The 23,353-nt window shown below is 71.6% G+C and carries 23 protein-coding genes; 14 read left to right on the forward strand and 9 right to left on the reverse strand.

Features of this window, described 5'->3' with window-relative positions:
• Positions 1 to 10: 10 nt before the first annotated feature.
• The 4 genes from NYZ98_RS07820 to NYZ98_RS07835 form a co-directional block, all read right to left on the reverse strand.
• A complete protein-coding gene (locus tag NYZ98_RS07820; RefSeq protein WP_262841873.1) occupies positions 11 to 883 on the reverse strand; it encodes a 1,4-dihydroxy-2-naphthoate polyprenyltransferase in 873 nt (290 codons plus the stop codon).
• Positions 884 to 1,092: 209 nt separating this feature from the next.
• Positions 1,093 to 1,677 (reverse strand): GNAT family N-acetyltransferase, encoded by a 585-nt coding sequence (locus tag NYZ98_RS07825; protein ID WP_262841874.1) that lies wholly within the window; start codon positions 1,675 to 1,677, stop codon positions 1,093 to 1,095.
• A 76-nt stretch (positions 1,678 to 1,753) separates the two neighbouring features.
• Positions 1,754 to 2,290, reverse strand: a complete 537-nt coding sequence (locus NYZ98_RS07830; protein ID WP_262841875.1) for a CGNR zinc finger domain-containing protein — start codon at positions 2,288 to 2,290, stop codon at positions 1,754 to 1,756.
• A gap of 58 nt (positions 2,291 to 2,348) precedes the next feature.
• A complete protein-coding gene (locus NYZ98_RS07835; RefSeq protein ID WP_262841876.1) occupies positions 2,349 to 3,761 on the reverse strand; it encodes an aminotransferase-like domain-containing protein in 1,413 nt (470 codons plus the stop codon).
• Positions 3,762 to 3,837: 76 nt separating this feature from the next.
• On the opposite strand from NYZ98_RS07835, the gene NYZ98_RS07840 reads away from it, so the two are divergent.
• Entirely contained in the window at positions 3,838 to 4,707 is an 870-nt protein-coding gene (locus NYZ98_RS07840) for a DMT family transporter (protein WP_262841877.1), read from the forward strand.
• A 15-nt stretch (positions 4,708 to 4,722) separates the two neighbouring features.
• On the opposite strand, the gene NYZ98_RS07845 is transcribed toward NYZ98_RS07840, so the two are convergent.
• Positions 4,723 to 5,463: a GntR family transcriptional regulator gene (locus NYZ98_RS07845; RefSeq protein WP_262841878.1), complete on the reverse strand. Its 741-nt coding sequence runs from the start codon at positions 5,461 to 5,463 to the stop codon at positions 4,723 to 4,725.
• Between the two features lie 480 nt (positions 5,464 to 5,943).
• Between NYZ98_RS07845 and dapA the strand changes: the two genes are divergently transcribed.
• The 3 genes from dapA (at position 5,944) to NYZ98_RS07860 (ending at position 9,381) form a co-directional block, all read left to right on the forward strand.
• Positions 5,944 to 6,858, forward strand: coding sequence for a 4-hydroxy-tetrahydrodipicolinate synthase (gene dapA, locus NYZ98_RS07850; protein ID WP_262841879.1), 915 nt, complete (start codon positions 5,944 to 5,946; stop codon positions 6,856 to 6,858).
• A gap of 227 nt (positions 6,859 to 7,085) precedes the next feature.
• Positions 7,086 to 8,771 (forward strand): ribonuclease J, encoded by a 1,686-nt coding sequence (locus NYZ98_RS07855; protein ID WP_262841880.1) that lies wholly within the window; start codon positions 7,086 to 7,088, stop codon positions 8,769 to 8,771.
• Positions 8,772 to 8,850: 79 nt separating this feature from the next.
• The gene (locus NYZ98_RS07860) at positions 8,851 to 9,381 is read left to right on the forward strand and encodes a DUF402 domain-containing protein (RefSeq protein ID WP_262841881.1); all 531 of its coding nucleotides are present in this window, start codon (positions 8,851 to 8,853) and stop codon (positions 9,379 to 9,381) included.
• A 60-nt stretch (positions 9,382 to 9,441) separates the two neighbouring features.
• Here NYZ98_RS07860 and NYZ98_RS07865 read toward each other — a convergent pair whose 3' ends face one another.
• Both NYZ98_RS07865 and NYZ98_RS07870 read right to left on the reverse strand, forming a co-directional pair.
• Entirely contained in the window at positions 9,442 to 10,761 is a 1,320-nt protein-coding gene (locus NYZ98_RS07865; RefSeq protein ID WP_262841882.1) for a pectate lyase family protein, read from the reverse strand.
• 14 nt (positions 10,762 to 10,775) lie between these two features.
• Positions 10,776 to 11,711, reverse strand: a complete 936-nt coding sequence (locus tag NYZ98_RS07870) for a 5-dehydro-4-deoxyglucarate dehydratase (RefSeq protein WP_262841883.1) — start codon at positions 11,709 to 11,711, stop codon at positions 10,776 to 10,778.
• A gap of 244 nt (positions 11,712 to 11,955) precedes the next feature.
• Between NYZ98_RS07870 and NYZ98_RS07875 the strand changes: the two genes are divergently transcribed.
• From NYZ98_RS07875 to NYZ98_RS07915, 9 genes are all read left to right on the forward strand, one after another.
• The gene (locus NYZ98_RS07875) at positions 11,956 to 12,858 is read left to right on the forward strand and encodes a carbohydrate ABC transporter permease (RefSeq protein WP_262841884.1); all 903 of its coding nucleotides are present in this window, start codon (positions 11,956 to 11,958) and stop codon (positions 12,856 to 12,858) included.
• Positions 12,859 to 12,869: 11 nt separating this feature from the next.
• On the forward strand, positions 12,870 to 13,748 hold the full coding sequence (locus NYZ98_RS07880; RefSeq protein WP_262841885.1) for a carbohydrate ABC transporter permease: 879 nt from the start codon (positions 12,870 to 12,872) through the stop codon (positions 13,746 to 13,748).
• Positions 13,749 to 13,774: 26 nt separating this feature from the next.
• Entirely contained in the window at positions 13,775 to 15,091 is a 1,317-nt protein-coding gene (locus tag NYZ98_RS07885; protein WP_262841886.1) for an ABC transporter substrate-binding protein, read from the forward strand.
• A 105-nt stretch (positions 15,092 to 15,196) separates the two neighbouring features.
• Positions 15,197 to 16,348 carry an enolase C-terminal domain-like protein gene (locus NYZ98_RS07890; RefSeq protein ID WP_262841887.1) on the forward strand — a complete coding sequence of 384 codons (1,152 nt, stop codon included), beginning with the start codon at positions 15,197 to 15,199 and terminating at the stop codon, positions 16,346 to 16,348.
• Positions 16,342 to 17,109, forward strand: coding sequence for an NAD-dependent epimerase/dehydratase family protein (locus NYZ98_RS07895; RefSeq protein WP_262841888.1), 768 nt, complete (start codon positions 16,342 to 16,344; stop codon positions 17,107 to 17,109). The genes NYZ98_RS07890 and NYZ98_RS07895 overlap by 7 nt, the downstream gene beginning before the upstream one ends.
• A 44-nt stretch (positions 17,110 to 17,153) precedes the next feature.
• Positions 17,154 to 17,936: an IclR family transcriptional regulator gene (locus NYZ98_RS07900; protein WP_262841889.1), complete on the forward strand. Its 783-nt coding sequence runs from the start codon at positions 17,154 to 17,156 to the stop codon at positions 17,934 to 17,936.
• 100 nt (positions 17,937 to 18,036) lie between these two features.
• On the forward strand, positions 18,037 to 18,852 hold the full coding sequence (gene kduI, locus NYZ98_RS07905; protein WP_262841890.1) for a 5-dehydro-4-deoxy-D-glucuronate isomerase: 816 nt from the start codon (positions 18,037 to 18,039) through the stop codon (positions 18,850 to 18,852).
• On the forward strand, positions 18,852 to 19,598 hold the full coding sequence (locus NYZ98_RS07910) for an SDR family oxidoreductase (RefSeq protein WP_262841891.1): 747 nt from the start codon (positions 18,852 to 18,854) through the stop codon (positions 19,596 to 19,598). The genes kduI and NYZ98_RS07910 overlap by 1 nt, the downstream gene beginning before the upstream one ends.
• 106 nt (positions 19,599 to 19,704) lie before the next feature.
• The gene (locus NYZ98_RS07915) at positions 19,705 to 20,466 is read left to right on the forward strand and encodes an IclR family transcriptional regulator (protein WP_262841892.1); all 762 of its coding nucleotides are present in this window, start codon (positions 19,705 to 19,707) and stop codon (positions 20,464 to 20,466) included.
• Between the two features lie 76 nt (positions 20,467 to 20,542).
• On the opposite strand, the gene NYZ98_RS07920 is transcribed toward NYZ98_RS07915, so the two are convergent.
• Positions 20,543 to 21,490 (reverse strand): sugar kinase, encoded by a 948-nt coding sequence (locus NYZ98_RS07920; protein ID WP_262841920.1) that lies wholly within the window; start codon positions 21,488 to 21,490, stop codon positions 20,543 to 20,545.
• 83 nt (positions 21,491 to 21,573) lie between these two features.
• On the opposite strand from NYZ98_RS07920, the gene NYZ98_RS07925 reads away from it, so the two are divergent.
• Entirely contained in the window at positions 21,574 to 21,759 is a 186-nt protein-coding gene (locus NYZ98_RS07925; RefSeq protein WP_262841893.1) for a tautomerase family protein, read from the forward strand.
• A 76-nt stretch (positions 21,760 to 21,835) separates the two neighbouring features.
• Here the strand turns inward: NYZ98_RS07925 and NYZ98_RS07930 are convergent, their stop codons facing one another.
• The gene (locus NYZ98_RS07930; protein WP_262841894.1) at positions 21,836 to 23,332 is read right to left on the reverse strand and encodes a sodium:solute symporter family protein; all 1,497 of its coding nucleotides are present in this window, start codon (positions 23,330 to 23,332) and stop codon (positions 21,836 to 21,838) included.
• Positions 23,333 to 23,353: the final 21 nt, after the last annotated feature.

The raw sequence follows: 23,353 nt of genomic DNA on the forward strand, positions 1-23,353 counted from the left end.
GCGGAGGCCGCTACAGCGCCAGGCCGATGGTGAACAGCAGGCCGAAGGCGAGCTGGAGCCGGCCCGTCTGCTGCAGGGTGGCGATCAGCGCGCGCCCGGTCCGCCCGCCATGCACCGCCCTGACCGGGGCCAGCGCGAGCGGCAGCGCCAGCAGGGCCAGCGCGGCGAACGGCCGCCCGGAGAAGGCCGGCACCAGGGCGACGGCGAACGGCAGCAGCAGGCACGCGTTGTAGAGCAGGCGGGTGCGGGTGTCGCCGAGCACGACCGCGAGGGTGCGCTTGCCCAGCGGGCCGTCCGTCGCGATGTCGCGCAGGTTGTTCACCACCAGGAGCGCGCAGGCCAGCAGCCCGACCGGTACGGCCGCCACCCAGACCGGCCACGGCAGGCGCTCGAGCTGGACGTAGGTGGTGCCGGCGACCGCCACCAGGCCGAAGAAGACGAAGACCGAGATCTCGCCGAAGGCGCGGTAGCCGTACGGGCGCGAGCCCCCGGTGTAGAACCACGCGGCGGCGATGGCGAGCGCCCCGACGATCAGCAGCCACCACGCGCGGGTGACCACCACCAGGACCAGGCCCGCGACCGCGGCCGCCAGGAAGCACCCGAGCGCGGCGGCCAGCACCGACCGGGGGGAGGCGACCCGCGAGCCGACCAGCCGGAGCGGGCCGACGCGTACCTCGTCGGTGCCGCGCACGCCGTCGCTGTAGTCGTTGGCGTAGTTCACGCCCACCTGGAGGACCAGGGCGACGAACAGGGCCAGCAGGGCGCGCCACCAGACCGCGCCGTCGTAGGCGAAGGCCAGGCCCGTGCCGACGGCCACGGGCACCACCGCCGCGGGAAGGGTGCGGGGCCGTGCTCCCGCGAGCCACTGAGCGGGTGTCGCCAACGTAGTCCCTCTTCGATCACATCGATCCGGACCCGGGCCTGCCTCGCGGGGGTTCTCCTTCACGGGGCGGCCTGGGAAGTGCGCGTTACGCAGGGTATTTCATGGCGGATCCCAGGCTCACGGGTGGTGCCCCGAACCGGCGGATCAGGTGCCCCGGACGAGCGGGCGGGAATGCCCGGCCCAGGGATCACGTGCCCCGGAGGGGCGGATCAGCTGATGTCGGTGGTGAGCCGGATCATGCGGACGGGGCGGTCCATGTCCAGGACGCGCTCGGCCTCGTCGGGGCCCCAGCCGGCGGAGGTGAGGAAGCCGATCATCGGCTTGTCGTCCGCGAAGGCCCACGTGACGACGGTGGCGACGCCGTCCTCGCGCAGGTGGTCCACGGTGGCGTTCAGCAGGCGGCTGCCGTGTCCCCTGCGGACGTGGTCGGGGTCGACCAGCAGGGTGAGCAGCTCGGCGGTGGTGTCGGGGTCGAGGTCGGGGTCCTCGGCGGGGGCGTGGGAGGCCATGCCGACCACGCGCTGGCCGCCCGGCTCGCCGTGGCCGCTCGCCAGCGAGGCCAGGGCGTCCTCGGTCTCGACGGCGACCAGGAGGCGGTGGCGCCGGGTGGGCGGGGCCACGACGGCCTCCTCCCACTGGTGGCTCCACATCTCCTCGGCCGACGGGCCGGTCATCTGGTCGAGCTGCCCCTCGGGCAGGACGTCGCGGTAGGCGACGCGCCAGGCCCGGATCTGGGTGGACGTCACCGCCGGGACGTCCTCGCGTCGCGCGGCGCGTACCCCCACGTCTGCCATGTCGAGCGGCCCCTTTCCTTTGACACAACCGTATCGGGGTTCGCCCGCCGTGCAGGACGCGGATCCCTCGCCGTGGTCAGGAGGCCGGGGCGGGCGCCTGGCGCCGGGCGCGGTAGGCGCGGGTCTTGGTGCGGTTCCCGCAGACCCGCATCGAGCACCACGCCCGCGAGCGGTTCTTGGAGGCGTCGATGAACGCCCACTGGCAGGTGTCGCTCGCGCAGACCTTGAGCCGGTGCCAGCCGCCCCCGGCGCGCGCGTCCATGATCGCCTTGACCAGGAGCCCGAGCCCCCGGGTCGCGCCGGTGCCGAGCGGCTCGGCCTCGGGCGCGCCGCTCGCCAGGGTGACCCGCACCGGCAGCGCCGCCAGCGCGGCGTCCAGGTCGGCGACCGGGGCGGGAGCGGCCTCGTGGCCATGGCGCAGGACGGTCCGCAGCCCTTCGCGGAGGTGCACGGCGAGGGCCCAGTCGTCGTCCACGGCCCGGTCGGACCCGGAGATCAGCCCGCGTTCCCGCAGCCAGACGGCGAGCTCGGCGGGGGAGGCCAGCTCGTCGGTGTCGCCCTCGACGTCGTAGGTGTTCACGAAGTCGCGGAGCAGTTCCGCCGGCCCGTCCATGGCACACCACTGTAGGGGATTTGGCGGTTGCCACCGGAATCGGCGCCGGGCGCGACCGCTAGGACGAGCGTGCGGCGAGGTGGGCGTCCAGGGCCGTGCCCAGGCGGCGGACGCCCTCGCCCAGCTCGGTGACGTGTGCCGCCGCGATGTGGGTGATCCGGATGTGCGGGGACGGCTGCTCGGCGGGGTGGTACATCGCCCCCGGGCTCACCAGCGCCCCCGCGCGCTGGGCGCTCTCCACCAGCGCGGTCTCGTCCACCTCGCGCGGCAGGCGGGCCCACAGGTGCACGCCGCCCTCGGGGACCGGCCACACCTCCGCCGCCGGGAGGTGGCGGGCCAGCGCGGCGGCCAGCGCCGCCCGCCGCAGCCTCAGCTCGGCCGCCACCGACGCCACATGGCGCCGCCAGCCCGGCGAGCCGAGGAACTCCAGCGCCGTCTCCTGCAGCGGGCGGGCCACGAAGAACGACTCCACCAGTTGCCCCGCGCGCAGCCGCCGCGCCGCGGGACCCCGGGCGATCACCGCCGCCACCCGCACGCTCGGCGCCGTGATCTTGCTGAGCGAGTTGATGTGGACGACCGTGCCATGGGTGTCCAGGGTGATCAGCGAGGGCGGCACGGGCCCGGTGGTGAGGTAGCGCGCGTAGTCGTCCTCGATCACGAAGGCGCCCGCCGCCCTGGCGATGGCCAGGACCTGCTCCCTGCGCCCGGGCGAGAGCACGGCGCCGGTCGGGTTGTGCAGGGTCGGCTGGCAGTAGAACACCCGCGCGCCCGTGACGGCGAACGCCTCGGCCAGCAGCTCGGGCCGCACCCCGTCCCGGTCCACGGGCACCGCCACCGCGCGCAGGCCGGCGGCGCGGGCGGCCGCGAGCGCACCGGGGTAGGTCGGGGTCTCCACCAGCATCGGCGCCCCCGGCCCCGCCAGGGCGCGGAAGGCGAGGGTCAGGGCGGCCTGGCCGCCGCTGACGATCAGGACGTCCGCCAGGGTGACGCCGCCGCCGACCTCGGTGGCGAACCAGCGCCGCAGCTCGGTGACGCCGCTCAGGGGCGGGAGCGCCCACGCGTCCGGGCGGCGCACGGCGCGGGTGGCGGCGGCGGTGAGGGCCCTGGACGGCCGCAGGCCCGGGTGGAGGTACCCGCCGGTGAGGGGGATGACCCCGTCGGGCGGCGGGGTGAGCAGCCCGCTGACGGCCGAGTCGTCCACCGACCTGTCGCCGAGGGACACGGTCTGCCAGGACAGGTCGAGGGTGTCTCCGGGGGCGGGGGTGTCGGCGACGAAGGCCCCGCTTCCGGGGCGGGTGACGACCCTGCCCTCGGCGGCGAGGGTGGCCAGCGCCCGGGACACGGTGACCGGGCTCACGCCGTGCCGCCTCATCAGCTCGCGGCTGGAGGGGAGGCGGTCGCCGGGCCGGAGCCTGCCGGTCTCCTCCCTGAGCAGAGCGGCGACCCGGACGATACTGCTATCGTCGTTCATGAGAGTTGAGAATAGCGCTACTGCCCATCTGCCGGTAGCGGTCCCCACCCCCGGGACCGGCCCGGGGCGGCGCCCGATGAGCCCCCCGCTGAAGGGCACGCTGCTGGCCGCCCTCGGGGTGCTGTCCTTCTCCGGCACGCTGCCCGCCACCGCCTTCGCCCTGCGCGGCTTCGACCCCTACATGGTCGCCATCGGCCGGGCGGCGGTCGCCGCGCTCATCGCGGGCCTGTGCCTCCTGCTCGCCCGCGTCCCCCTGCTGCCGCCCCGCTCCCTGCTCGGGTCGTACGTGGTCATCGCGCTCTCGGTGGTGTTCGGATTCCCGCTGTTCAGCGGCCTGGCGCTGGACGCGGGGGCGAGCGTGTCGCACGCGGCCGTCGTCGTCGGGCTGCTCCCGGCCGCCACGGCGGTCTGCGCCGTCCTGCGGGCGGGAGAGCGCCCCCGGCCGCTGTTCTGGGTGGCGAGCGCCGCAGGGGCCGTCTCGGTCACGGTCTTCACACTGAGCAGGGGAGACGGGCGGCTCGCCGTCGCCGACCTGCTGATGCTGGCCGCGCTGCTCTGCGCCGCCGTGGGCTACACCGAGGGCGGCAGGCTCGCCCGGGACACGCCGGGGTGGCGGGTCATCTCCTACGCGCTGGTGGTGGCCGCCCCCGTGTCGGTGCCGGTGACGGTGGCCCTGGCCGTGGTCACGCCCATGCACCCCACGACCGGGGCCGTGGCCGGGTTCGCCTATGTCGCGGTGGTGTCGATGTTCCTCGGCTTCATCCCGTGGTACGCCGGGCTGGCGCTGGGCGGCATCGCCCGCGCGGGGCAGACCCAGCTCCTCCAGCCGCTGATCTCGCTGCTGCTGGCCTGGCTGCTGCTCGCCGAGCGGCTGGAGGTCGCCACGCTCGCCGGGGCGCTGGCCGTGCTGGTGTGCGTCGCCGCGACCCAGCGCGCCCGCGCCTGACCCCCGCCCGCGCGGTCAGGCGCCGAGGGGGACGGAGTAGACCAGGCGGAAGCGGTCGCCGGGGACCACGATGTCGCTGGTCTCCACCGGGCGGTCGCCCGACCAGTGGGTGCGCTCCACGTGCAGGATGTGCACCCCGGTCGGCAGGTCGAGCAGGTCGCTCTCGGTCGGCTGCGGCACCCGGGTGTGCACGCTCTCGCGGATGTCGGTGATCTTGATTCCGACGGCGGACATGCGGGCCACGAGGCTCTTGCGGCCGTTGGTGCCCTCCTCGGGGAAGGACTGCCCACGGCCGAGGTCGGCGGGCTCGTAGGAGGTGGCGAGCTGCATCGGCTTGCCCTCGGTGCGGAAGACGTAGCGCGTGCGGGTCACCGGGTCGCCCTCCTCCAGGCGCAGCCGGCGGGCGACGTCGCGCATCGCCTTGATCGTCTCGCTCCGCCAGTCCCAGGTGGCGCGGTGGCCGCCGGCCTGCATGTCGGCGGCGAAGGGGGCGTCGTGGTCGACGTAGCGGCAGCGCTGCAGGGGGTAGAGCACGGACTTCTCGCGCACGTAGTGCCCGGAGCCGACCTTGCCGATGATCAGGCCCTCGGCGGCGAGCACCCTCAGCGCGTGCCTGGCGGCGGTCTCGCCGACGCGGAAGCGCTGGGTGAGCTGGGCGCGGGACGGGATGGGCGCGCCCGGCGGCAGGGTGCCGTCGACTATCTGGGCCCGCAGCTCTTCGACCACTCGGAGGTACACCGGGTCGTTACCAGTCATCCGTCCATCCCTCGGGGCGTTCGAGATCGTTTCCCTATCTTGCCGTAATCGGGAGACAACTGGGAGTAATGACGACGACTTGGAGTCCCAACTTTACCAAATGTGATTCTGTGACCACGGCGCGTGCCGGGCGGTGTGAGGGCTTCCCGTGCGTCCCGGACGCCGACCCCTCCACCTGCGGGGGAGCGCCGCTGCAAACCGGGCGTTTCCCGGCGTCCTCCCCGCCATGGGGGTCCGGCCGCCGGGCACGCGGAGCCGATCGGAAAATTCTCCTAAGAAGCGTGTAACGCCCCCGTAAGCCGCGCCGATTGCACGGGTAGAGGTCGTCGATGTGTGTACCCCCGAGCACATATCGGCGGCCTCTATCCATGTCAGATCATCACCGGCGGAACCGGTACAGGCCCCGATCGGGGCTTCTCGCGTAGCGAACCGGGGTGGCGGGGTCCCACCGCCTTCACGGATCCGGGTACCGTTCGGTCTATGGCATCGCCAACAGGAACCTCCGACGCGCCCTTCGGTCGCATGCTGACCGCGATGGTCACGCCGTTCACGGCCGACGGTGCCGTCGACATCGACGGTGCCCGGCGCCTGGCCGGCTACCTCGTGGACGAGCAGCGCAACGACGGCCTCATCGTGGGCGGTACGACGGGCGAGTCCCCCACCACCTCCGACGCGGAGAAGGACCAGGTCCTGCGGGCCGTGGTCGAGGCGGTCGGCGACCGGGCCACCATCGTGGCCGGAGCGGGCACCAACGACACCCGCCATTCCGTCGAGCTCGCCCAGGCCGCCGAGCGCGCGGGCGCGCACGGCCTGCTGCTGGTGACGCCGTACTACAACAAACCTCCGCAGGAGGGCCTGTACCGCCACTTCACCACCGTGGCCGACGCGACCGGCCTCCCGGTGATGCTGTACGACATCCCCTCGCGCTCGGGCGTGCCCATCGCGACCGAGACCCTGCTGCGCCTCGCCTCCCACCCGCGCGTGGTCGCGGTGAAGGACGCCAAGGGCGACCTGTTCGCCGGCTCCCAGGTGATGGCCGCGACCGACCTGGTCTACTACTCAGGGGACGACGCGCTGAACCTGCCGTGGCTGTCGGTCGGCGCCGCCGGCTTCGTGAGCGTGGTGGGCCACGCCGCGGGCGCCGAGCTCGCCACCATGATCCATCTGTTCCAGTCCGGCCACGTCGAGGGCGCGCGCGCCGTGCACCGCCGCCTGCTGCCCGTCGTGACCGGCATCATGACCCGCGCTCAGGGTGCGATCATGGCCAAGGCGGCCCTCGGCCTCCTCGGCCGGCCGGCGGGCCCCGTGCGCCTTCCCCTGGTGGACGCCACCCGCGACCAGGTCGCGGTCCTGAGGGAGGACCTCGTCGCCGGCGGCGTGAAGTTGTCCGACTGACGTACCGCGCGCCGCCGCTCGGCGGGGCGCGGAGATTATCTGGCCTGCCCGCCGCACGCATGGCGTGAACGGCGGAGAACGATCGGAATGAGTCGCCGCGGCTGAACGCGGCGGGGAGGAACAAAGAGTTTGAGAGAGAGACGAAGCGATCTCGGCCCGCGACGCGCCGCACGGCTCGGCGAGGGAGCCGTGCGTGGGCGCCGGGCCGGCGTACACGGGGGTAGAGCATGAGCCATCCGCATCCCGAGCTCGGTCTTCCTCCGGCACTGCCGGAGAACGGCCTGCGCATCGTCGCCCTGGGCGGCCTCGGTGAAATCGGCAGGAACATGGCGGTCTTCGAGTTCGACGGCCGCCTGCTGGTCGTCGACTGCGGAGTCCTGTTCCCCGAGCCCGACCAGCCCGGCGTGGACCTGATCCTGCCCGACTTCGACTACATCAGAGACCGTCTCGACGACATCGAGGCGGTCGTGCTGACCCACGCGCACGAGGACCACATCGGCGCCGTGCCCTACCTGTTGCGCGAGCGGTCCAACATCCCGCTCGTGGGGTCCCGGCTGACGCTGGGGCTGATCGAGAGCAAGCTCACCGAACACCGCATCCAGCCGGTCAAGGTGGAGGTGGCCGAGGGGCAGCGGCAGCGGTTCGGGCCGTTCGAGTGCGAGTTCTTCGCGGTCAACCACTCCATCCCGGACGCGCTGGCCGTCGCGATCAGGACGCCCGCGGGCATCGTGCTGCACACCGGCGACTTCAAGATGGACCAGTTGCCGCTCGACGGCCGCCTGACCGACCTCGGCGGGTTCGCCAGGCTCGGCTCCGAGGGCGTCGACCTGCTGATGTCGGACTCGACGAACTCCGAGGTGCCCGGCTTCGTGCCGAGCGAGCGCACCATCAGCCCGGTGATCGACGACGTGTTCCGCAGCGCGACCAAGCGGATCATCGTCGCCTGTTTCGCCTCGCACGTGCACCGCGTGCAGCAGATCTTCGACGCCGCCGAGGAGAACGGCCGCAAGGTCGCGCTCATCGGCCGGTCGATGGTCCGCAACATGGGCGTCGCGCGCGAGCTCGGCTACCTGCGGGTCCCCCCGGGGATCCTGGTCGACTCGCGGGAGATCGAGGAGTGGCCGCCGGAGGACGTCGTGCTGATCTGCACGGGGTCGCAGGGCGAGCCCATGGCCGCGCTGTCGCGCATGGCCAACCGCGACCACCCGATCCGGGTCGCCGACGGCGACACGGTGCTGCTGGCGTCCTCGCTGGTGCCCGGGAACGAGACGGCGGTCAACAAGGTCATCAACGGGCTCACCCGCTGGGGCGCCCGCGTGATCCACAAGGGCAACGCGCTCGTGCACGTCTCCGGCCACGCGGCCGCGGGCGAGCTGCTGTACGTGCTGAACCTCACCAAGCCGTCCAACTTCATGCCGGTGCACGGCGAGTGGCGCCACATGCGCGCGCACGCCAAGCTCGCGGCGCTGACCGGCGTGCCCGACGACCACATCGTCATCGCCGAGGACGGCGTGGTGGTGGACCTGGTCGACGGCCGGGCCAGGATCGTCGGCGCGGTGCCGTGCGGGTACGTCTACGTCGACGGTTCCTCGGTCGGCGCGGTCACCGACGTCGCGCTGAAGGACCGGCGCATCCTCGGCGACGAGGGCTTCATCTCCGTCGTCGTGGTGGTCGACTCCACGACCGGCAAGGTGAGCGCCGGCCCCGAGGTGTACGCGCGCGGGTCGGGCATCGAGATCGAGGCGTTCGACGCGGTGCTGCCGCTCATCGAGAAGGCGCTGCAGGAGGCCGGGGCCGACGGGGTGGCCGATCTCCAGCAGATGCGCCGCCTCACGCGCCGCATCGTGGGCCGCTGGGTCAGCGACACCTACCGCCGCCGTCCCATGATTATTCCGGTGGTGGTGGAGGTCTGAGTGGGCATAGGTTCTCACGTGCCGGAGCACTTCGGCCGGGCACGAGGAGCCGTATGCCATTCAGACGAGCCGAGCGCCGGTGAACGCCGAGGCCCCCGCGGGCGGCGTCACCGGCGCGACGATCGACGTCGTCTACACCAAGTTCGACGGTTCGCTCCACTGGCACCACGGGGCGAGCCTGCTGGGGGAGGACGAGCACGGCGTCTGGACCGGTTGCCGTGCCCGGTCCAGCGCCCGCAGGGGGAGCGAGCCGCCGGTCGTGTGGCGTCACCCGTTCGTCATGCTGTTCCCCCGCGACGCCTGGTGGACCGCCTCGTTCAACGGGCGGCCCAGCAAGCTGGAGATCTACTGCGACATCACGACCGTCCCCCGGTGGGGTGACGGCGGGGTCACCATGGTCGACCTCGACCTGGACGTGATCCGCATGCGGGACGGTCGGGTGCTGCTCGACGACGAGGACGAGTTCGCCGAGCACCGCGTCCGCTACTCCTACCCGCAGGACGTGGTCGAGCAGGCGGAGCGGTCGGCCGGCTGGCTGATGGCCGCCGTCCGCGCCCGCGCCGCGCCGTTCTCCGGGGTTCACCGGACCTGGATGACGCACGTCGTGTGACGGCCCCGGGCCGCCGCCGGCGGCGCGGCGGCCCGGGGCCGGGTTCACGTGGGGTGCCGGTCAGTGCAGGCGGCCCGCGCCCGCGAGCAGCGGCACCTTCACGGGCACCAGGATGGCCGGGTCCACCTTCGTGTGCAGGGTGGGCGTCCAGCCGACGTCACCCGACAGGTCGGGGTCGTGGGTGGCGTTGTGCGCCGCAAGCATGTCCACCGGGCGGGTCCTGCCGCCGGCGGTCACCAGCGTGCCGGCGGTGTGGATCGCGGTGCCGCCCCAGTTGTAGATGATCTGGTCGGCGGTGACGCCCGCGCCGAGCCGGTAGTAGTCGTTCTCGGCGTAGATCTTCGACTGCACGCCGACGCCGAGGCTGTAGACGTACCCGGCGCCCGAGGGGATGTCGTAGTAGTTGTTGTAGACATGCACCTGGCCGAACCGCACGCGCGGCGCCCGCTGCAGGATCGTGTCGAACACGTTGTGGTGCACGGTCACGTTCAGCTTGCCGGTGTCGGTGGCCGGGTTGTTGGTGGAGCCGATGAGCATGGTCTTGTCGTGGTCGGCGAACCGGTTCCACGAGACGGTGGCCAGGTCCGACCCGTTGGTGATGTCCAGCTCGCCGTCGTGCACCTGGTAGGGCCGCCCGAAGTACAGCGGTTGCGCCGTGTCGGGGTTGGTGCCGTCGTCGAAACTGTTGTGGTCGGCCCACACGTGCGTGGAGCCGGTGACCGAGATGTTGTCGTACAGGGAGTTCCAGTTGCCCTCGTCGCCGTCGGTGGGGTCCCACTGCGGGAAGCAGTCGTAGGCGTCCTGGAAGGTGATGTTCCTGATGATGACGTTGTCGGCCTTGTCGACGTGCAGGTTGAGACCCTTGATCGTCGCGTGGCCGAGGCCGACGATGGTGGTGTTGGAGCCGACCTTCGGCTTGATGCGCGCGGTCTGGCGGGCGGCCGAGGCGGCGCGGGCGTCCTCCAGCGGGCCGGACGGCTCGGCGTCCCGCCCCCACACCGCCGGGTCGTAGGCCGCGAGGTAGGCCGGCAGCGTGTACCCGTTCACGGCGTAGTCGGCGCAGGTCAGGGGTGCGCCGGTGTCGCCGGTGTTCCCGTCGACGGCCCCCTTGACGTAGATGATCTTGGGGGTGGCGTCGCCGCCGTTCAGGGCCGCGAGCAGGCCCGAGCGGTCGCGGACGGTGAAGACGTGCGCCGCGTCGGCCGCGGAGCCGCCGGTGGTGCCGGTCGTGGCCGAGGCCCACCCGTCGCCGGCGGGCAGGGTGCGCCGTCCCAGCGGGACGTCCCCGCCCGCCGATGCCGTCGCGGGCGGGACGCACACCAGGGCCGCGGCGCACGCGGCAGAAGTGAGGACGGCCGCCGCTCTCAAGGGTGTTCTCACGGGATTCCTCCAGGTCAGGGGAGTGTGGGGGGTAAATCCTCGACGACCCCGAGGGCGTGCTCGATCAGCTCGGTGAGCCGCTTGACGTGCTCGGGAGCCGGCTCGCCGAGCGGGGCGCGCACGGGGCCCACGTCGAGGCCGCGCAGCCGCACGCCGGCCTTGACCAGCGACACGGCGTACCCGGCGCCCTGGCGGCGCAGCTCGACCAGCGGCCGGTAGAACTCGTCGACCAGCCGGTTCACGGTGGCGTCGTCGCCGCCCAGCAGGGCCCGGTGGAACGCCATGGCCACGGTGGGCAGGAAGCAGAAGACGGCCGAGGAGTAGCGGGTGATCCCGAGGCCCCGGTAGGGGAGCGCGGACATCTCCGCCGTGGGCAGCCCGTTGAAGTACAGCAGGTCCTCGCCGGCCGACCGGACCGCGCTGATCGTCCGCTGGAGCAGGTCCAGGTCGCCGTACCCGTCCTTGAGGCCGACGATCCGAGGGTGGCGGGCCAGCGCCACGACGGTGTCCGGCTCGAAGATCGCGTTGTCGCGCTGGTAGAGGATGACGGGCAGCCCGGCGGTGGCGGCCAGCTCCTCGTAGTGGCGGCGCAGGCCCTGCTGGTCGGCCTGGATGAGGTAGGGCGGCAGGGCGAGCAGGCCGTCGGCCCCTGCCCGCTCGGCGGCGGCGGAGAACCGCGAGGCCAGGGCGAGCCCGTATCCCGTGCCGGCGATGACGGGCACCCGTCCCGCGGCCTCCTCGACGGCGGCGGCGACGCAGGCCGCGTAGTCGTCCAGGCCCAGGGACGGGAACTCGCCCGTCCCGCAGCACGCGAACACCGCGCCGCATCCCGCCGCGAGACCGTCGCGTACGTGCCGGCGGAAGGCGTCGAGGTTGAGCCGCTCCCGGTCGTCGCACGGTGTGACGGGAAAGAACAGCAGCCCGTCGAGCCGATCCACCAGCGCAGTCATGCGGTCCTCTCTTGCGTACACACTCAGGAACTGTATTCACGTATATGAACACATGGAACCTAAGACCGACACGCCCCGCCAGTCAAGGGAGCGGGGGAAACGTGGCTGCCCCACATTCGAAATGCTTTGGTTACCTGGCGAAGGGTTGACAGTGGCCTCGGTCGGTTCCTACGTTGACGGCGCGTCCACAAGTGTGAACGTGGTTCAAGAATGTGACACGTTGCCCGACCGAACGGAGTGCCAGGTGGCATTGGCCAGCACACCCACGGCGAGGGGACGCCCCCGGGCCCTGCGCTGGGCGCCGTACATGCTGATCTCCCCGACGGTCCTGCTGATCGCCGTGTTCCTCGTGTACCCCATCGGCAGCGTCCTCTACTACAGCCTGAGGAACCACAATCTGACCAAACCGTGGGCCAACGGGTTCGCCGGCCTGGACAACTTCCGTGAGATGTTGTTCCACGACCCGCTGTTCTGGTCCAGCCTGGGTTTCACCGTGAAATGGGTGGTCGTCGAGACCGGGCTGCAGCTCGTCCTCGGCCTCGCGCTGGCGCTCATAGTGAATGAAAGTTTCATCGGCCGGGGGCTCGCCCGGTCCATGGTCTTCTCGCCGTGGGCGGTCTCCGGAGTGCTGACCACGGGCATCTGGATCCTGCTCTACAACCCGACGACCGGCATCGTGCGCTACCTCGGCGCCCCCGAGGCCGCCGTGCTCGGCAACCCCGACACCGTCTTCGGCGCCCTGGTCGTCACCGAGCTGTGGCGCGGAGTGCCGTTCTTCGCCATCCTGCTGCTCGCCGGCCTGCAGGGCATCCCCGGCGAGTTGTACGAGGCGGCGGCCGTCGACGGCGCGGGCCGCACGCGCCGGTTCCGCCACGTCACCCTGCCCCACCTGCGGGACGCCATCGTGCTCGCCACGCTGCTCCGCTCGGTCTGGGAGTTCAACAACGTCGACCTGATCTACACGCTGACCGGCGGCGGCCCGGCCCAGATCACCACCACGCTGCCGCTGTACGTGGCCCAGCGCGCGATCGACTCCAAGGACTTCGGGTACGGCTCGGCGCTCACCACGGCCGGGTTCGTGATCCTGCTGTTCTGCTCGCTCCTCTACCTCCGGCTGAGCCGGTTCGGCGCGGACCACAAGGGATGAGGGACGGATCCATGGCAACCCAGGTCATCGCGCGTACCCCCGCCCACGCGCGGATCGGCGCCGCGCCCGGCTCGCGCAAGAAGGACCCGGGCAGGGTGCTGCGGCTGTACGTCCCGCTGGCGCTCTACCTCGCCTTCACGCTGATCCCGTTCTACTGGATGATCGTCTTCGCGCTCCGGCCCGCGGGCTCGACCACGCCGATCCCGTGGCCGATCACCTTCGAGCACTTCGACACGGTGTGGAATGACATCGGGTACGCCGTCTTCTTCAAGAACAGCGTGATCGTGGGCGTCCTGGCGCTGTTCTCCACGACGGTGATCGCCCTCATGGGCGGGTACGCGCTGGCGCGGTTCCGTTTCCGTGGCCGCACGGCCTTCATGGTCGCCCTGCTGTGCACGCAGTTCATCCCGGGCGCCATGATGCTGATCCCGCTCTTCACCATCTTCAAGGGCCTCGGGCTCATCAACTCCCTGTGGAGCCTGGTGGTCGCCGACACGGTCTTCAACCTGCCGCTGTCGATCATCTTGATGAGCGGCTTCGTGGCCGCGGTCCCCTTCCAGGTGGAGGAGGCCGCGATGGTGGACGGCTGCACACGGATGCGGGCGTTCTTCGCGGTCGTGCTGCCGCAGCTCCGCCCCGGCCTCATCGCCGTCGGCTCGTTCGCCTTCATCCACACCTGGAACAACTTCCTGTTCGCGCTGATGTTCATCAGCCGGCAGGACAACTTCACGATCCCCGTCGGCCTCAGTTACACGATCGGGGAGTACAGCGCCGACTTCGGGGCCCTGGCGGCGGGTGGCGTCGTAGCGGCGATACCCGTCGTCTGCGTTTTCGCAGTGATTCAGCGCTATCTCGTGCACGGCATCAGCGCCGGTGCCGTCAAGGGATAGCACCCCCCGCCTGGAGGACATCACACATGAGAAGCATCACGAAGGTCTGCACGGCCGCGGTCGCCGTCCTCGCCCTCTCCGTCACCGCGACGGCCTGCGGATCCGGCGACTCCGGCTCAGGGGGCGGGGGATCGGACAAGACGACCATCACCTTCTGGGACAACAACGGCGGCGTCCGCACGCCGATCTACCAGGAGCTGATCAAGCGGTTCGAGAAGGCCAACCCGACGATCCACGTCGAGTACGTCGGCATCCCGATCGCCTCGGTCCAGCAGAAGTACGACACCGCGATCGCGGGCGGCGAGACGCCCGACGTCGGCGGCGTGAGCGCCAGTTACCTCGCCAACCTGACCGGCCAGCAGGCGCTCGAACCGGCCGACGACTGGCTGGCCAAGAGCCCGGCGAACGGCAAGCTCCTCGACAGCATGCTGGCCTCGGTCAAGCAGACCGCGCCCGACGGCAAGCTGTACGTGGTGCCGGCGACCTCCAACCTGGACGTCATCTGGTACCAGAAGGACAAGCTGTCGGCCGCCGGGGTCGAGGCGCCGAAGACCTGGGACGAGTTCTTCGCCGCCGCCGACAAACTGACCAAGGCCCCCGACCAGTACGGCTGGACCATCCGCGGCGGCGCGGGGTCGATCTTCCAGCTCCTGGCCGAGGCCTACGCCTACTCCGGCGTCACCGAGTTCTTCGACAGCGCGGGCAAGAGCACCGTCAACGACCCCAAGAACGTCGAACTCGTCACCAAGATCGCGGCGCTGTTCAAGAAGGACACCCCCGAGGCGGACGTCACCAACGACTTCCCGAAGATGGTGGCCCAGTTCACCAGCGGCAAGGTCGCGATGATGCACCACAACCTCGGCTCCTACAACGACCACGTCAAGGCGTTCGGCGCCGACAAGGTCGACGCCTACCCGCTGCCCGTCGGGCAGTCGGGCAAGCGCACCGTCGTGGCCAACCCGGTCGACGGCTTCTCGGTGTTCAAGAACAGCAAGAACAAGGACGCGGCCTGGAAGTTCGTGGACTTCCTGGTCTCCAAGGAGAGCAACAGCTACTGGAACCAGCAGGCCGGCCAGATCCCGGCCAACAAGGACGCCCAGGCCGACTCCTGGGTGAGCGAGCGGCCGTACCTCAAGAGCGCGGTCGAGGTGCTCGCCGACCCGGCCACCGTCGTGGTCTCCCCGCCGTACTACCTGCCGCAGTACTCCTCGATCACCAAGGCCGACACCGAGCCGCTGTTCCAGAAGGTCCTGCTCGGCCAGATGAAGCCGCAGGAGTTCCTGGACACGATGGCGCAGAAGCTCACCGAAGCCCAGGCGGAGTGGAAGCAGTCCCACTCCTAGCCGTCACGCCCCGGAGCCGGCGCGCAGCACCTGACCGTGGGCGCCGGCTCCGGGTTCCAGTCAACCAGCGGTTCCAGTCACCCAGCGGTTCCAGGAGGGACCTTCATGGCCGTCATCGACCGGGTCACCGTCACGGTGTTCACGACCGTCATCAGGTCCGTGGTGGACGGGCACGGGCACCGGCATCCGGGGCCGCCCCGCGAGGTCAAGGAGGCGCTGCTGGAGGTCACCGACGCCGACGGCGCCACGGGCCGCTGCCTGGGCCAGCCGGAGACCCTCAGGGAGAGCATGATCAAGGCGCACGTGCGCCCGGTGCTGACCGGGCAGGAGGGCCTGGACCGCGAGCGGCTGTGGCACGCGCTCGCCCGCCGCCAGCGCGGCGCGCACGGCCACCTGACCGACCGCCTGCTCAGCACCGTCGACCAGGCGCTGTGGGACCTGGCGGGCCGCAAGCTCGGCCTGCCCGTGTGGCGGCTGCTCGGCGGCGCCCGCTCGGTCATCCCCGCCTACGCCAGCACCATGTGCGGCGACGACATCCCCGGCGGGCTGGCGTCGTTCTCCGACTACGCCGACTTCGCCAAGGAGCTGGTCGCCCGGGGGTACCGGGGCATCAAACTGCACACCTGGATGCCGCCGATGCCGCACGGCGTCGACCTGGACATCAAGGCGTGCGCCGTCGTCCGCGATGCGGTCGGCCCGGACGTGGCGCTGATGCTGGACAGCAACCACTGGTACAGCCGCACCGACGCGCTCAGGCTCGGGCGCGCGCTCGACGAGCTGGGCTTCGCCTGGTACGAGGAGCCGATGGAGGAGGCCTCGGTCCAGTCGTACCGGTGGCTGGCCGACCAGCTCGCGACGCCGATCCTCGGCCCGGAGACCTCCTGGGGCAAGCACATGGCGCGGGCCGAGTGGGTGGCGGCAGGGGCGTGCGACATCCTGCGCGTCGGGGTCGTCGGCTCGGGCGGCCTCATCCCGGCCCTGAAGGCCGTGCACACGGCCGAGTCGTTCGGGATGGGCTGCGAGATCCACGGCAACGGCTCGGGGGCGCTGGCGGTCATCGGGGCCACGCTGTGCGGGGAGTGGTACGAGCGCGGCCTGCTGCACCCGCACTCCGACTACGACACCCCTCCACCGCATCTCCGCTCGATCGTCGATCCAATCGATGAATCCGGAAATGTCGCACTCCCGATGCGTCCGGGACTCGGGGACGATCTTGACGTGGACCACATCGCCGCCCATACGGTTGCGACATGGTGAAAAACATTCTGGTCACCGGCGCGGCGGGACGCATCGGCGCCTGCCTGGCCGACGGCCTTCCCGAGTACGGTCACACGCTCCGGCTCCTCGACAAGGTCGCGATCGACCGGGCCGGCCACGAGGTGGTCGTCTGCGACGTCACGGACGCCAAGGCGCTGGAGGGCGCCATGGACGGCGTGACGGCCGTGGTCCACCTCGCGGGCATCCCCTCGACGTCCGCGAGCTTCGAGCGGCTGCTCACGGCCAACATCGAGGGGACCTACCGCGTCTTCGAGGCCGCCAGGCTGGCCGGGGTGGAACGGGTCGTCTACGCGAGCAGCAACCACGCGGCCGGCTTCACGCCGCGCCAGGAGTCCGCCCCCGCCGGCACGCCCGTGGCGCCCGACTCGCACTACGGCGTCTCCAAGGCCTACGGCGAGGCGCTCGGCCGCTTCTACTCCGACAGGTACGGCATGCGCGTGGCCTCGCTGCGCATCGGCAGCTTCAGGGACCGTCCCAAATCCCCCCGCGAGCTGTCCACGTGGATCAGCCACGGGGACATGGTGCGCCTGACGCACGCGTGCCTGACCTCGCCGGACCTGACGTACGCGGCGGTCTGGGGCGTCTCGGCCAACACGCGGAGCTGGTGGGACCCGGCCGCCGGGCTCGCGCTCGGGTACGAGCCACGAGACGATGCCGAGGCCTACGCGGAGGGGATGCCGGAGCTGGATCCGGCCGATCCCGAGTACGCGTACGCGGGTGGTCGCGTAGTGGAGTTGTGACCGGCGAGAATGGACGCAGGTAAGGCGCGGCAGGAAGGACGCAGATGACGGAGCAGGGAGCCGCCATGCCGCACGTCAAGTCCGCCGTGCGCACCGTGGAGCTGCTCGACTTCCTGGCCCAGTACCCGGGCCTGCACAGCCTCTCCGACCTGCAGGGCAAGCTCGGCTACCCCAAGAGCAGCCTGCACGCCCTGCTGCGCACGCTGGTGGGTCTCGGCTGGATCGAGACCGACGTCACCGGCACGCTCTACCGCATCGGGATGCGCGCCCTGCTGGTCGGCGCGACCTACATCGACGGCGACCCGGTCGTGCAGATCGCGCACGACGCGCTCGACTGGCTCGCCGAGGTCACCGGCGAGACCGTGCACCTCGCCCGGCTCGACCATTTCGACGTCGTGTACCTCGCCACCCGGGCCTCGCGCCACTACCTGCGGCCGTTCACCCGGGTGGGCCGCCGCCTGCCGGCCAGCACCACCTCGCTCGGCAAGGCGATCCTCGCCTCGCGCGACGACGCCGAGGTGTCGCGGCTGCTGCCCGCCGAGCTGCCCCGGCTCACCAAGAACACCATCGTGGACCAGGGCCAGCTCATCGCCGACCTGCGCCGGATCCGCAAACGGGGGTATTCGGTGGACCGCGAGGAGAACACCGAGGGCCTGCGCTGCTTCGGCGTCGCGCTCGACATCGCCTATCCGCCCCGCGACGCGGTCAGCGTCTCGGTGCCGATCCCCCGGCTGACGGCGGGCCGGGACAAGGAGATCGCGGCCTGCCTGCTGGAGGCGCGCGACCGCATCGAGGTGGCGGCCCGCGGCGTGCGCCGCACGTACTGAGGCCGCCGCCCGGCGCCACGACCCACCGCGCTTGACCTCGCACGCCCCGCACTGTTCTATATAGCAATATGCCATTCTATGTAACGGAATAGGAGGAGCGGTGGAGGTACGGCACGCGACCGCGCCCGACCAGGTGCCCGGGATGACGACCGACAGGCTCAGGGCCCGCTTCCTGGCCGAGGACCTCTTCGTACCCGGGGAGGTCCGCCTCGTGTACTCCCACGAGGACCGCATCGTGATCGGGGGTGCGGTCGCCGGGGAACGGCCGCTCGGCCTGCCGTGCCCGGACCAGCTCAGGTCCGGCCACTTCCTCGAACGCCGCGAGCTCGGCGTGGTCAACGTGGGCGAGGGCCCCGGGACGGTCACCGTGGACGGCGAGGCGTACGAGGTGGGCGCCAGGGAGTGCCTGTACGTCGGCAGGGGGGCGCGCGAGGTGACCTTCGCCGGCGGCGCCTTCTACCTGGTGTCCACGCCCGCCCACACCGAGCACCCGACGGTGCAGGCCGGCCTCGCGGACGCCGAGCCGGTGCGGCTCGGGTCGCAGGAGGGGTCCAACGACCGCACGATCAACAAGTACATCCACGCCAAGGGCATCCAGAGCTGCCAGCTCGTCCTCGGCGTGACCGTGCTGGAGCCGGGCAGCATGTGGAACACCATGCCGTGCCACACCCACGAGCGGCGTACCGAGGTCTATCTGTACTTCGGCCTCCCCGAGGACGCGCGGGTGATCCACCTCATGGGCGAGCCCACCGAGACGCGCAACCTGGTCGTCGCCGACCGGCAGGCCGTTATCTCGCCCCCCTGGTCGGTCCACTGCGGCTTCGGCACCAGCAACTACGCCTTCGTCTGGGCGATGGGCGGCGAGAACCAGGCGTACGACGACATGGAGCAGGTCGCGATCGGCGCGATGCGGTGATGTTCTCGCTGGAGGGCAGGACGGCGCTGGTCACCGGCACCCGCACCGGCATCGGCCGCGCCATCGCGGTCGGGCTCGCCAGGGCCGGCGCCGACGTGGTGCTGCACGGCCACCGCGACGACCTCGGCGAGGTGGAGGCCGAGGTCCGCAAGACCGGCAGGGAGGCCTGGCGGTGGATCCTGGACCTGTCCGACCTCGCCCGGCTGCCCGGCGCCGCCGAGGAGCTCCTGGCGCGCCACCGCGTGGACATCCTGGTCAACAACGCGGGGATCATCCGCAGGTCGCCCGCCGCCGGGCAGAGCTACGCCGACTGGCGGGCAGTCCTGGACGTCAACCTCGACGCGGTCTTCCTGCTCAGCCAGGCCGCGGGCCGTTCCATGCTGGGCCGGGGCTCGGGGAAGATCATCATGGTGGCGTCCATGCTGTCCTTCCAGGGCGGGGTCAACGTGGCCGGGTACACCGCGGCCAAGCACGCCGTCGCGGGGCTGACCCGCACGCTGGCCTGCGAATGGGCGGCGGGCGGCGTGCAGGTCAACGCCATCGCCCCGGGGTACATCATCACCGGCAACACCGGCCCGCTCCGGGACGACCCCGACCGCGAGCCCGCGATCAGGGCCAGGATCCCGGCCGGGCGCTGGGGCACGCCCGAGGACCTGGTCGGCGCGTCCGTCTTCCTCGCCTCGCACGCCTCCGACTACGTCAACGGCCACCTGCTGGCCGTGGACGGCGGCTGGCTCGCGCGGTGAGGGGGCCCGTACGAGCGGCGGCCGGCCGGGGGGCCGCGCGGTGAGGGGCTCGTACGGGCGGGCCGCGCGGACCTTACTACGGGATGCCTGTTAGTAGGCTCGGGACGTGGTCAGGGAAGGCAGCTCCATCGACAAGGCGCTGGCGGTGCTCGAGGCGATCGCCGAGCACCACCGCGTGACCGACATCGCCGCCGCGACCGGCGTCTCCAAGTCGACCGTTCACCGCATCCTCCAGTCGCTCGTCGAGTGGGGGTTCGCCCGTGCCGACGGCGCCGGCGGCTACGAGCCGGGGCCGCGCATCCTCACGCTCGCGGGCCGGGTGATGAGCCGTTTCGACCCCTCGCGGCAGGCGTCCGCCGCCCTGCGGGCGCTGCACGAGCGCACCGGCTACACCACCCACTTCGGCATCCGCAGCGGCGACGAGGCGGTGTACGTCGACAAGCTCGAAGGCCGCAGGCCCTACCAGATGCCCTCCAGGGTCGGCATGAGCCTGCGCCTGCACAGCACGGCCATCGGCAAGGCGATCCTGGCCGAGCTGGGCGACGACGAGGTCAGGCTCATCGCCGCGCGCACGGGCCTCACGCGCCTCACGCCGGCGACCCTGACCGGCGTGGACGACCTGCTGGCCCACCTCGGCAAGGTGCGGGCGCTCGGCTACGCCATGGACGACGAGGAGAACGAGCCCGGCATCCGCTGCGTCGGCGCGGCGGTGTTCGACCACACCGGCGGGGTGCTGGGCGGCATCTCCATCTCCTCGCTCGCCATGGACATGGAGCCCGGGGCGCTGCAGGACCTGGCCCCGGTGGTCGTCTCGGCGGCCCGGGACGTCTCGACGGCCCTCGGCGCCCCCGCCGCCGTCGCCCGCTGACCTCCGCGTCCGCCCGGCCCGTCCGGCGCACGGACCCGACGGCCGGCTTCCGTCCGCTCCGGCGTCCCGGCCGGGGTCAGGGGGCGAGGCCGGCGGTCCCCGAGAGGTCGTCCAGCAGCCGCCGGATGTCCTCAGGGGTGGCGACCCGCCCGGTGCCCCCCTGACCCTCCAGGCTGACGGCCGCGGCGGCCGTACCGGCCCGTACGGCCTCGCGGAGCGGGTCTCCCGCCGCGAGCCGGGCCGCGACCGTGCCCGCGAACGCGTCGCCGGCGCCGGTCTGGTCCACGATCGACCGCGCGGGGACGGCGGGGACCCGTGACGGCGGCGCGTCCCCGGCCTCCCCGAGCAGCACGCCCTCGGGGCCGAGGGTCACGGCCACGGCCCGCGCGCCGAGCCCCAGGCAGGCCTGTACGGTCTCGCCGGGCTCGCCGGTGCCGAGGAGCGGGAGGCTGTCGCCGGGGCACGAGGGGGTGACCAGGGCCGCGTGCGGGGCGACGTCCGCGAGCACCCGGGCCGCCGCCTTCGGCGTGGTGAGGCGGGAGCGGAAGTTCGGGTCGTAGACCACCTTCCCCCCGGCCGCGTGCACGGTCTCGGCCGCGTGGCGCACGGCGTGCGCGCAGGAGTCCGACAGGGCCGCGGTGACGCCGCTGACCAGCAGGACCGAGGTCTCGGCCAGGGGAGCGGAGGCGACGTCGGAGGGACCCATCCTGGAGGCCGCGCTGCACGCCCGCATGTAGCCGAAGGCCCGCTCGCCGCTCGGGTCGGCGCCGACGGCGTACGCGCCGGTCGAGCCGGTGCCCCGCAGCATCCAGCGGGTGTCGACGCCGTGGGCCGCCGCGAAGCGGATCAGCCGCTCGCCGAACTCGTCCTCGCCCACCAGCGTGACCAGCGCCACGTGCGCGCCGGTCGCGGCCGCCGCCACCGCCGCGTTCAGCGCGTCGCCGGAGAAGGACAGGTGAAAGATGTCCGCATCGGTCAGGGGAGCGGACGCCGAGAACTCGACCAGCGGCTCACCGATCACCATCACGTCCACGACGGGCTCCTTCTTGGTTCATGTAGTGGAATTTGATTTCATGTGATGCAACAAACGCGAACCTGGAGGACATCATGCCGAACATCACCGTGGAACTGCTGTCGGGGCGCACCCTGGACCAGCGCCGTGACTTCGTGGCCGCCGTGACCGAGGCCGCCGTCGGGATACTCAAGGCGCGCCAGGAGGCCGTGCGCATCGTCTTCTGGGAGATCGAGAAGTCCGACGTCGCCAACGGCGGGACCCTGGAGTCAGACAAGTAGCGATGTGAGCCGCCAAATGGGATGGGGAAGGTGGTCACCTTTCCCATCCCATTCAAGCGAGCTTCGCGCGCGGCGACTAGGCGGTGACCGTGGCCCGCTCCTCGGCGGGGTCGCTGCCGAGGGAGTCGACCAGCTCGTCGCGGTCGGGGGTGTTCTCCGGCCGCAGGAGGCCGATGACGACGTAGAGGACCAGTGAGGTCACCAGTGGCGCCGCGACGACCAGCGTCGTGTTCGCCGAGGCGATCACCCACTTGATCACCGCCCAGACGCCGAGGCCGGCGGCCCACGACACGATGGCGGCCGTCGGCCCGCTGCGCTTGAACCACGGGAGCAGCCCGAGCATCAGCGGGATCGAGATCGGCCCCATCGTGGCCGCCACCACGTCCACGACGATCTTCAGCACCACGCCCTGGCCCTGGGTGGCGATCGCGATCGTCATGCTGGTGACCACGAACAGGAACGTCGTGATCCGGGCCAGCCGGAGCGCGCCCTGGGCCGTCATGGTCCTGACCTGCCGCACGAACACCGGCAGGATGTCGCGGGTGATGACCGCGGAGATCACGTTGGCGTCGGAGGAGACCATCGCCATCGTGTGCGAGAAGAACCCCGCGAGCACCAGGCCGATGAGGCCGCCGGGCAGCAGCTCCTGCGCCAGCGCCACGTAGGACTGGTCGGAGTTCGTCAGGCCCGGCACGATCAGCGGGGCGGCGAACATCGGGATGAACAGGACCAGCGGCCACAGCAGCCACAGGGCGCTGGACAGCAGCGCGGCGCGCTTGGCCTGCGAGCCGGACTGCGCCCCCATGTAGCGCTGAGCGAGGTTCCACATGCCGCCGTTGTACTCGAACGTCTTGATCAGCAGGAACGCGAAGAAGTACGTCGTGGTGTAGGGCCCGGTCAGGGGGTCGCCGTGCCCGGGGGGAAGCTTGCCCCACATGGTCCACAGCGCCGAGATGCCGCCGAGCTGCCCGAGCACGGCCACGAACATGACGACCCCGGCGACGGCCTGGATCACGAACTGCCCGAAGTCGGTGAGCACGTCGGCCCACAGCCCGCCGACGGTCACGTAGATCACGGTGACCGCGCCGGTGATCGCGATGCCGTACTGGATGGGGATGCCGGCGAAGCCCTTGAGCAGCACCGAGATGGCCACCCACTTGGCCGCGATGTCGACGACCTTCAGCAGCGCGCCGCTGTAGGCCATCACCTGCTGGGTGGGCAGGTTGTACCGCCGGGTGAGGTACTCCAGCGGCGAGACCACGCCGTGCTTGGACCTGAGCCGGTTCCACCGGGCGGCGAACACGAAGGCCCCGATGCCGACGCCGATGCCGATCGTCATCGCCCACCAGACGTACACCGTGAGCCCGTAGTCATAGGCGACGGCCGCGAACGCGACGAACATGACCGCGCTGTAGCCCGACATGTGGTGGGAGATCCCCGAGAGCCACCAGGGGATCCGGCCACCGGCGGTGAAGTAGTCGATGACGGTCTTGATGCGGTTCTTCGACCACACCCCGATGGCGATCATCACCACGAAGTAGGCGCCCAGCACGGACCAGTCGAGTGCGGACATCGCTCCTCCTTCCAACGTCTT

It is taken from the genome of Sphaerisporangium corydalis (genome assembly GCF_025506355.1).
Lineage (GTDB): Bacteria > Actinomycetota > Actinomycetes > Streptosporangiales > Streptosporangiaceae > Sphaerisporangium > Sphaerisporangium corydalis.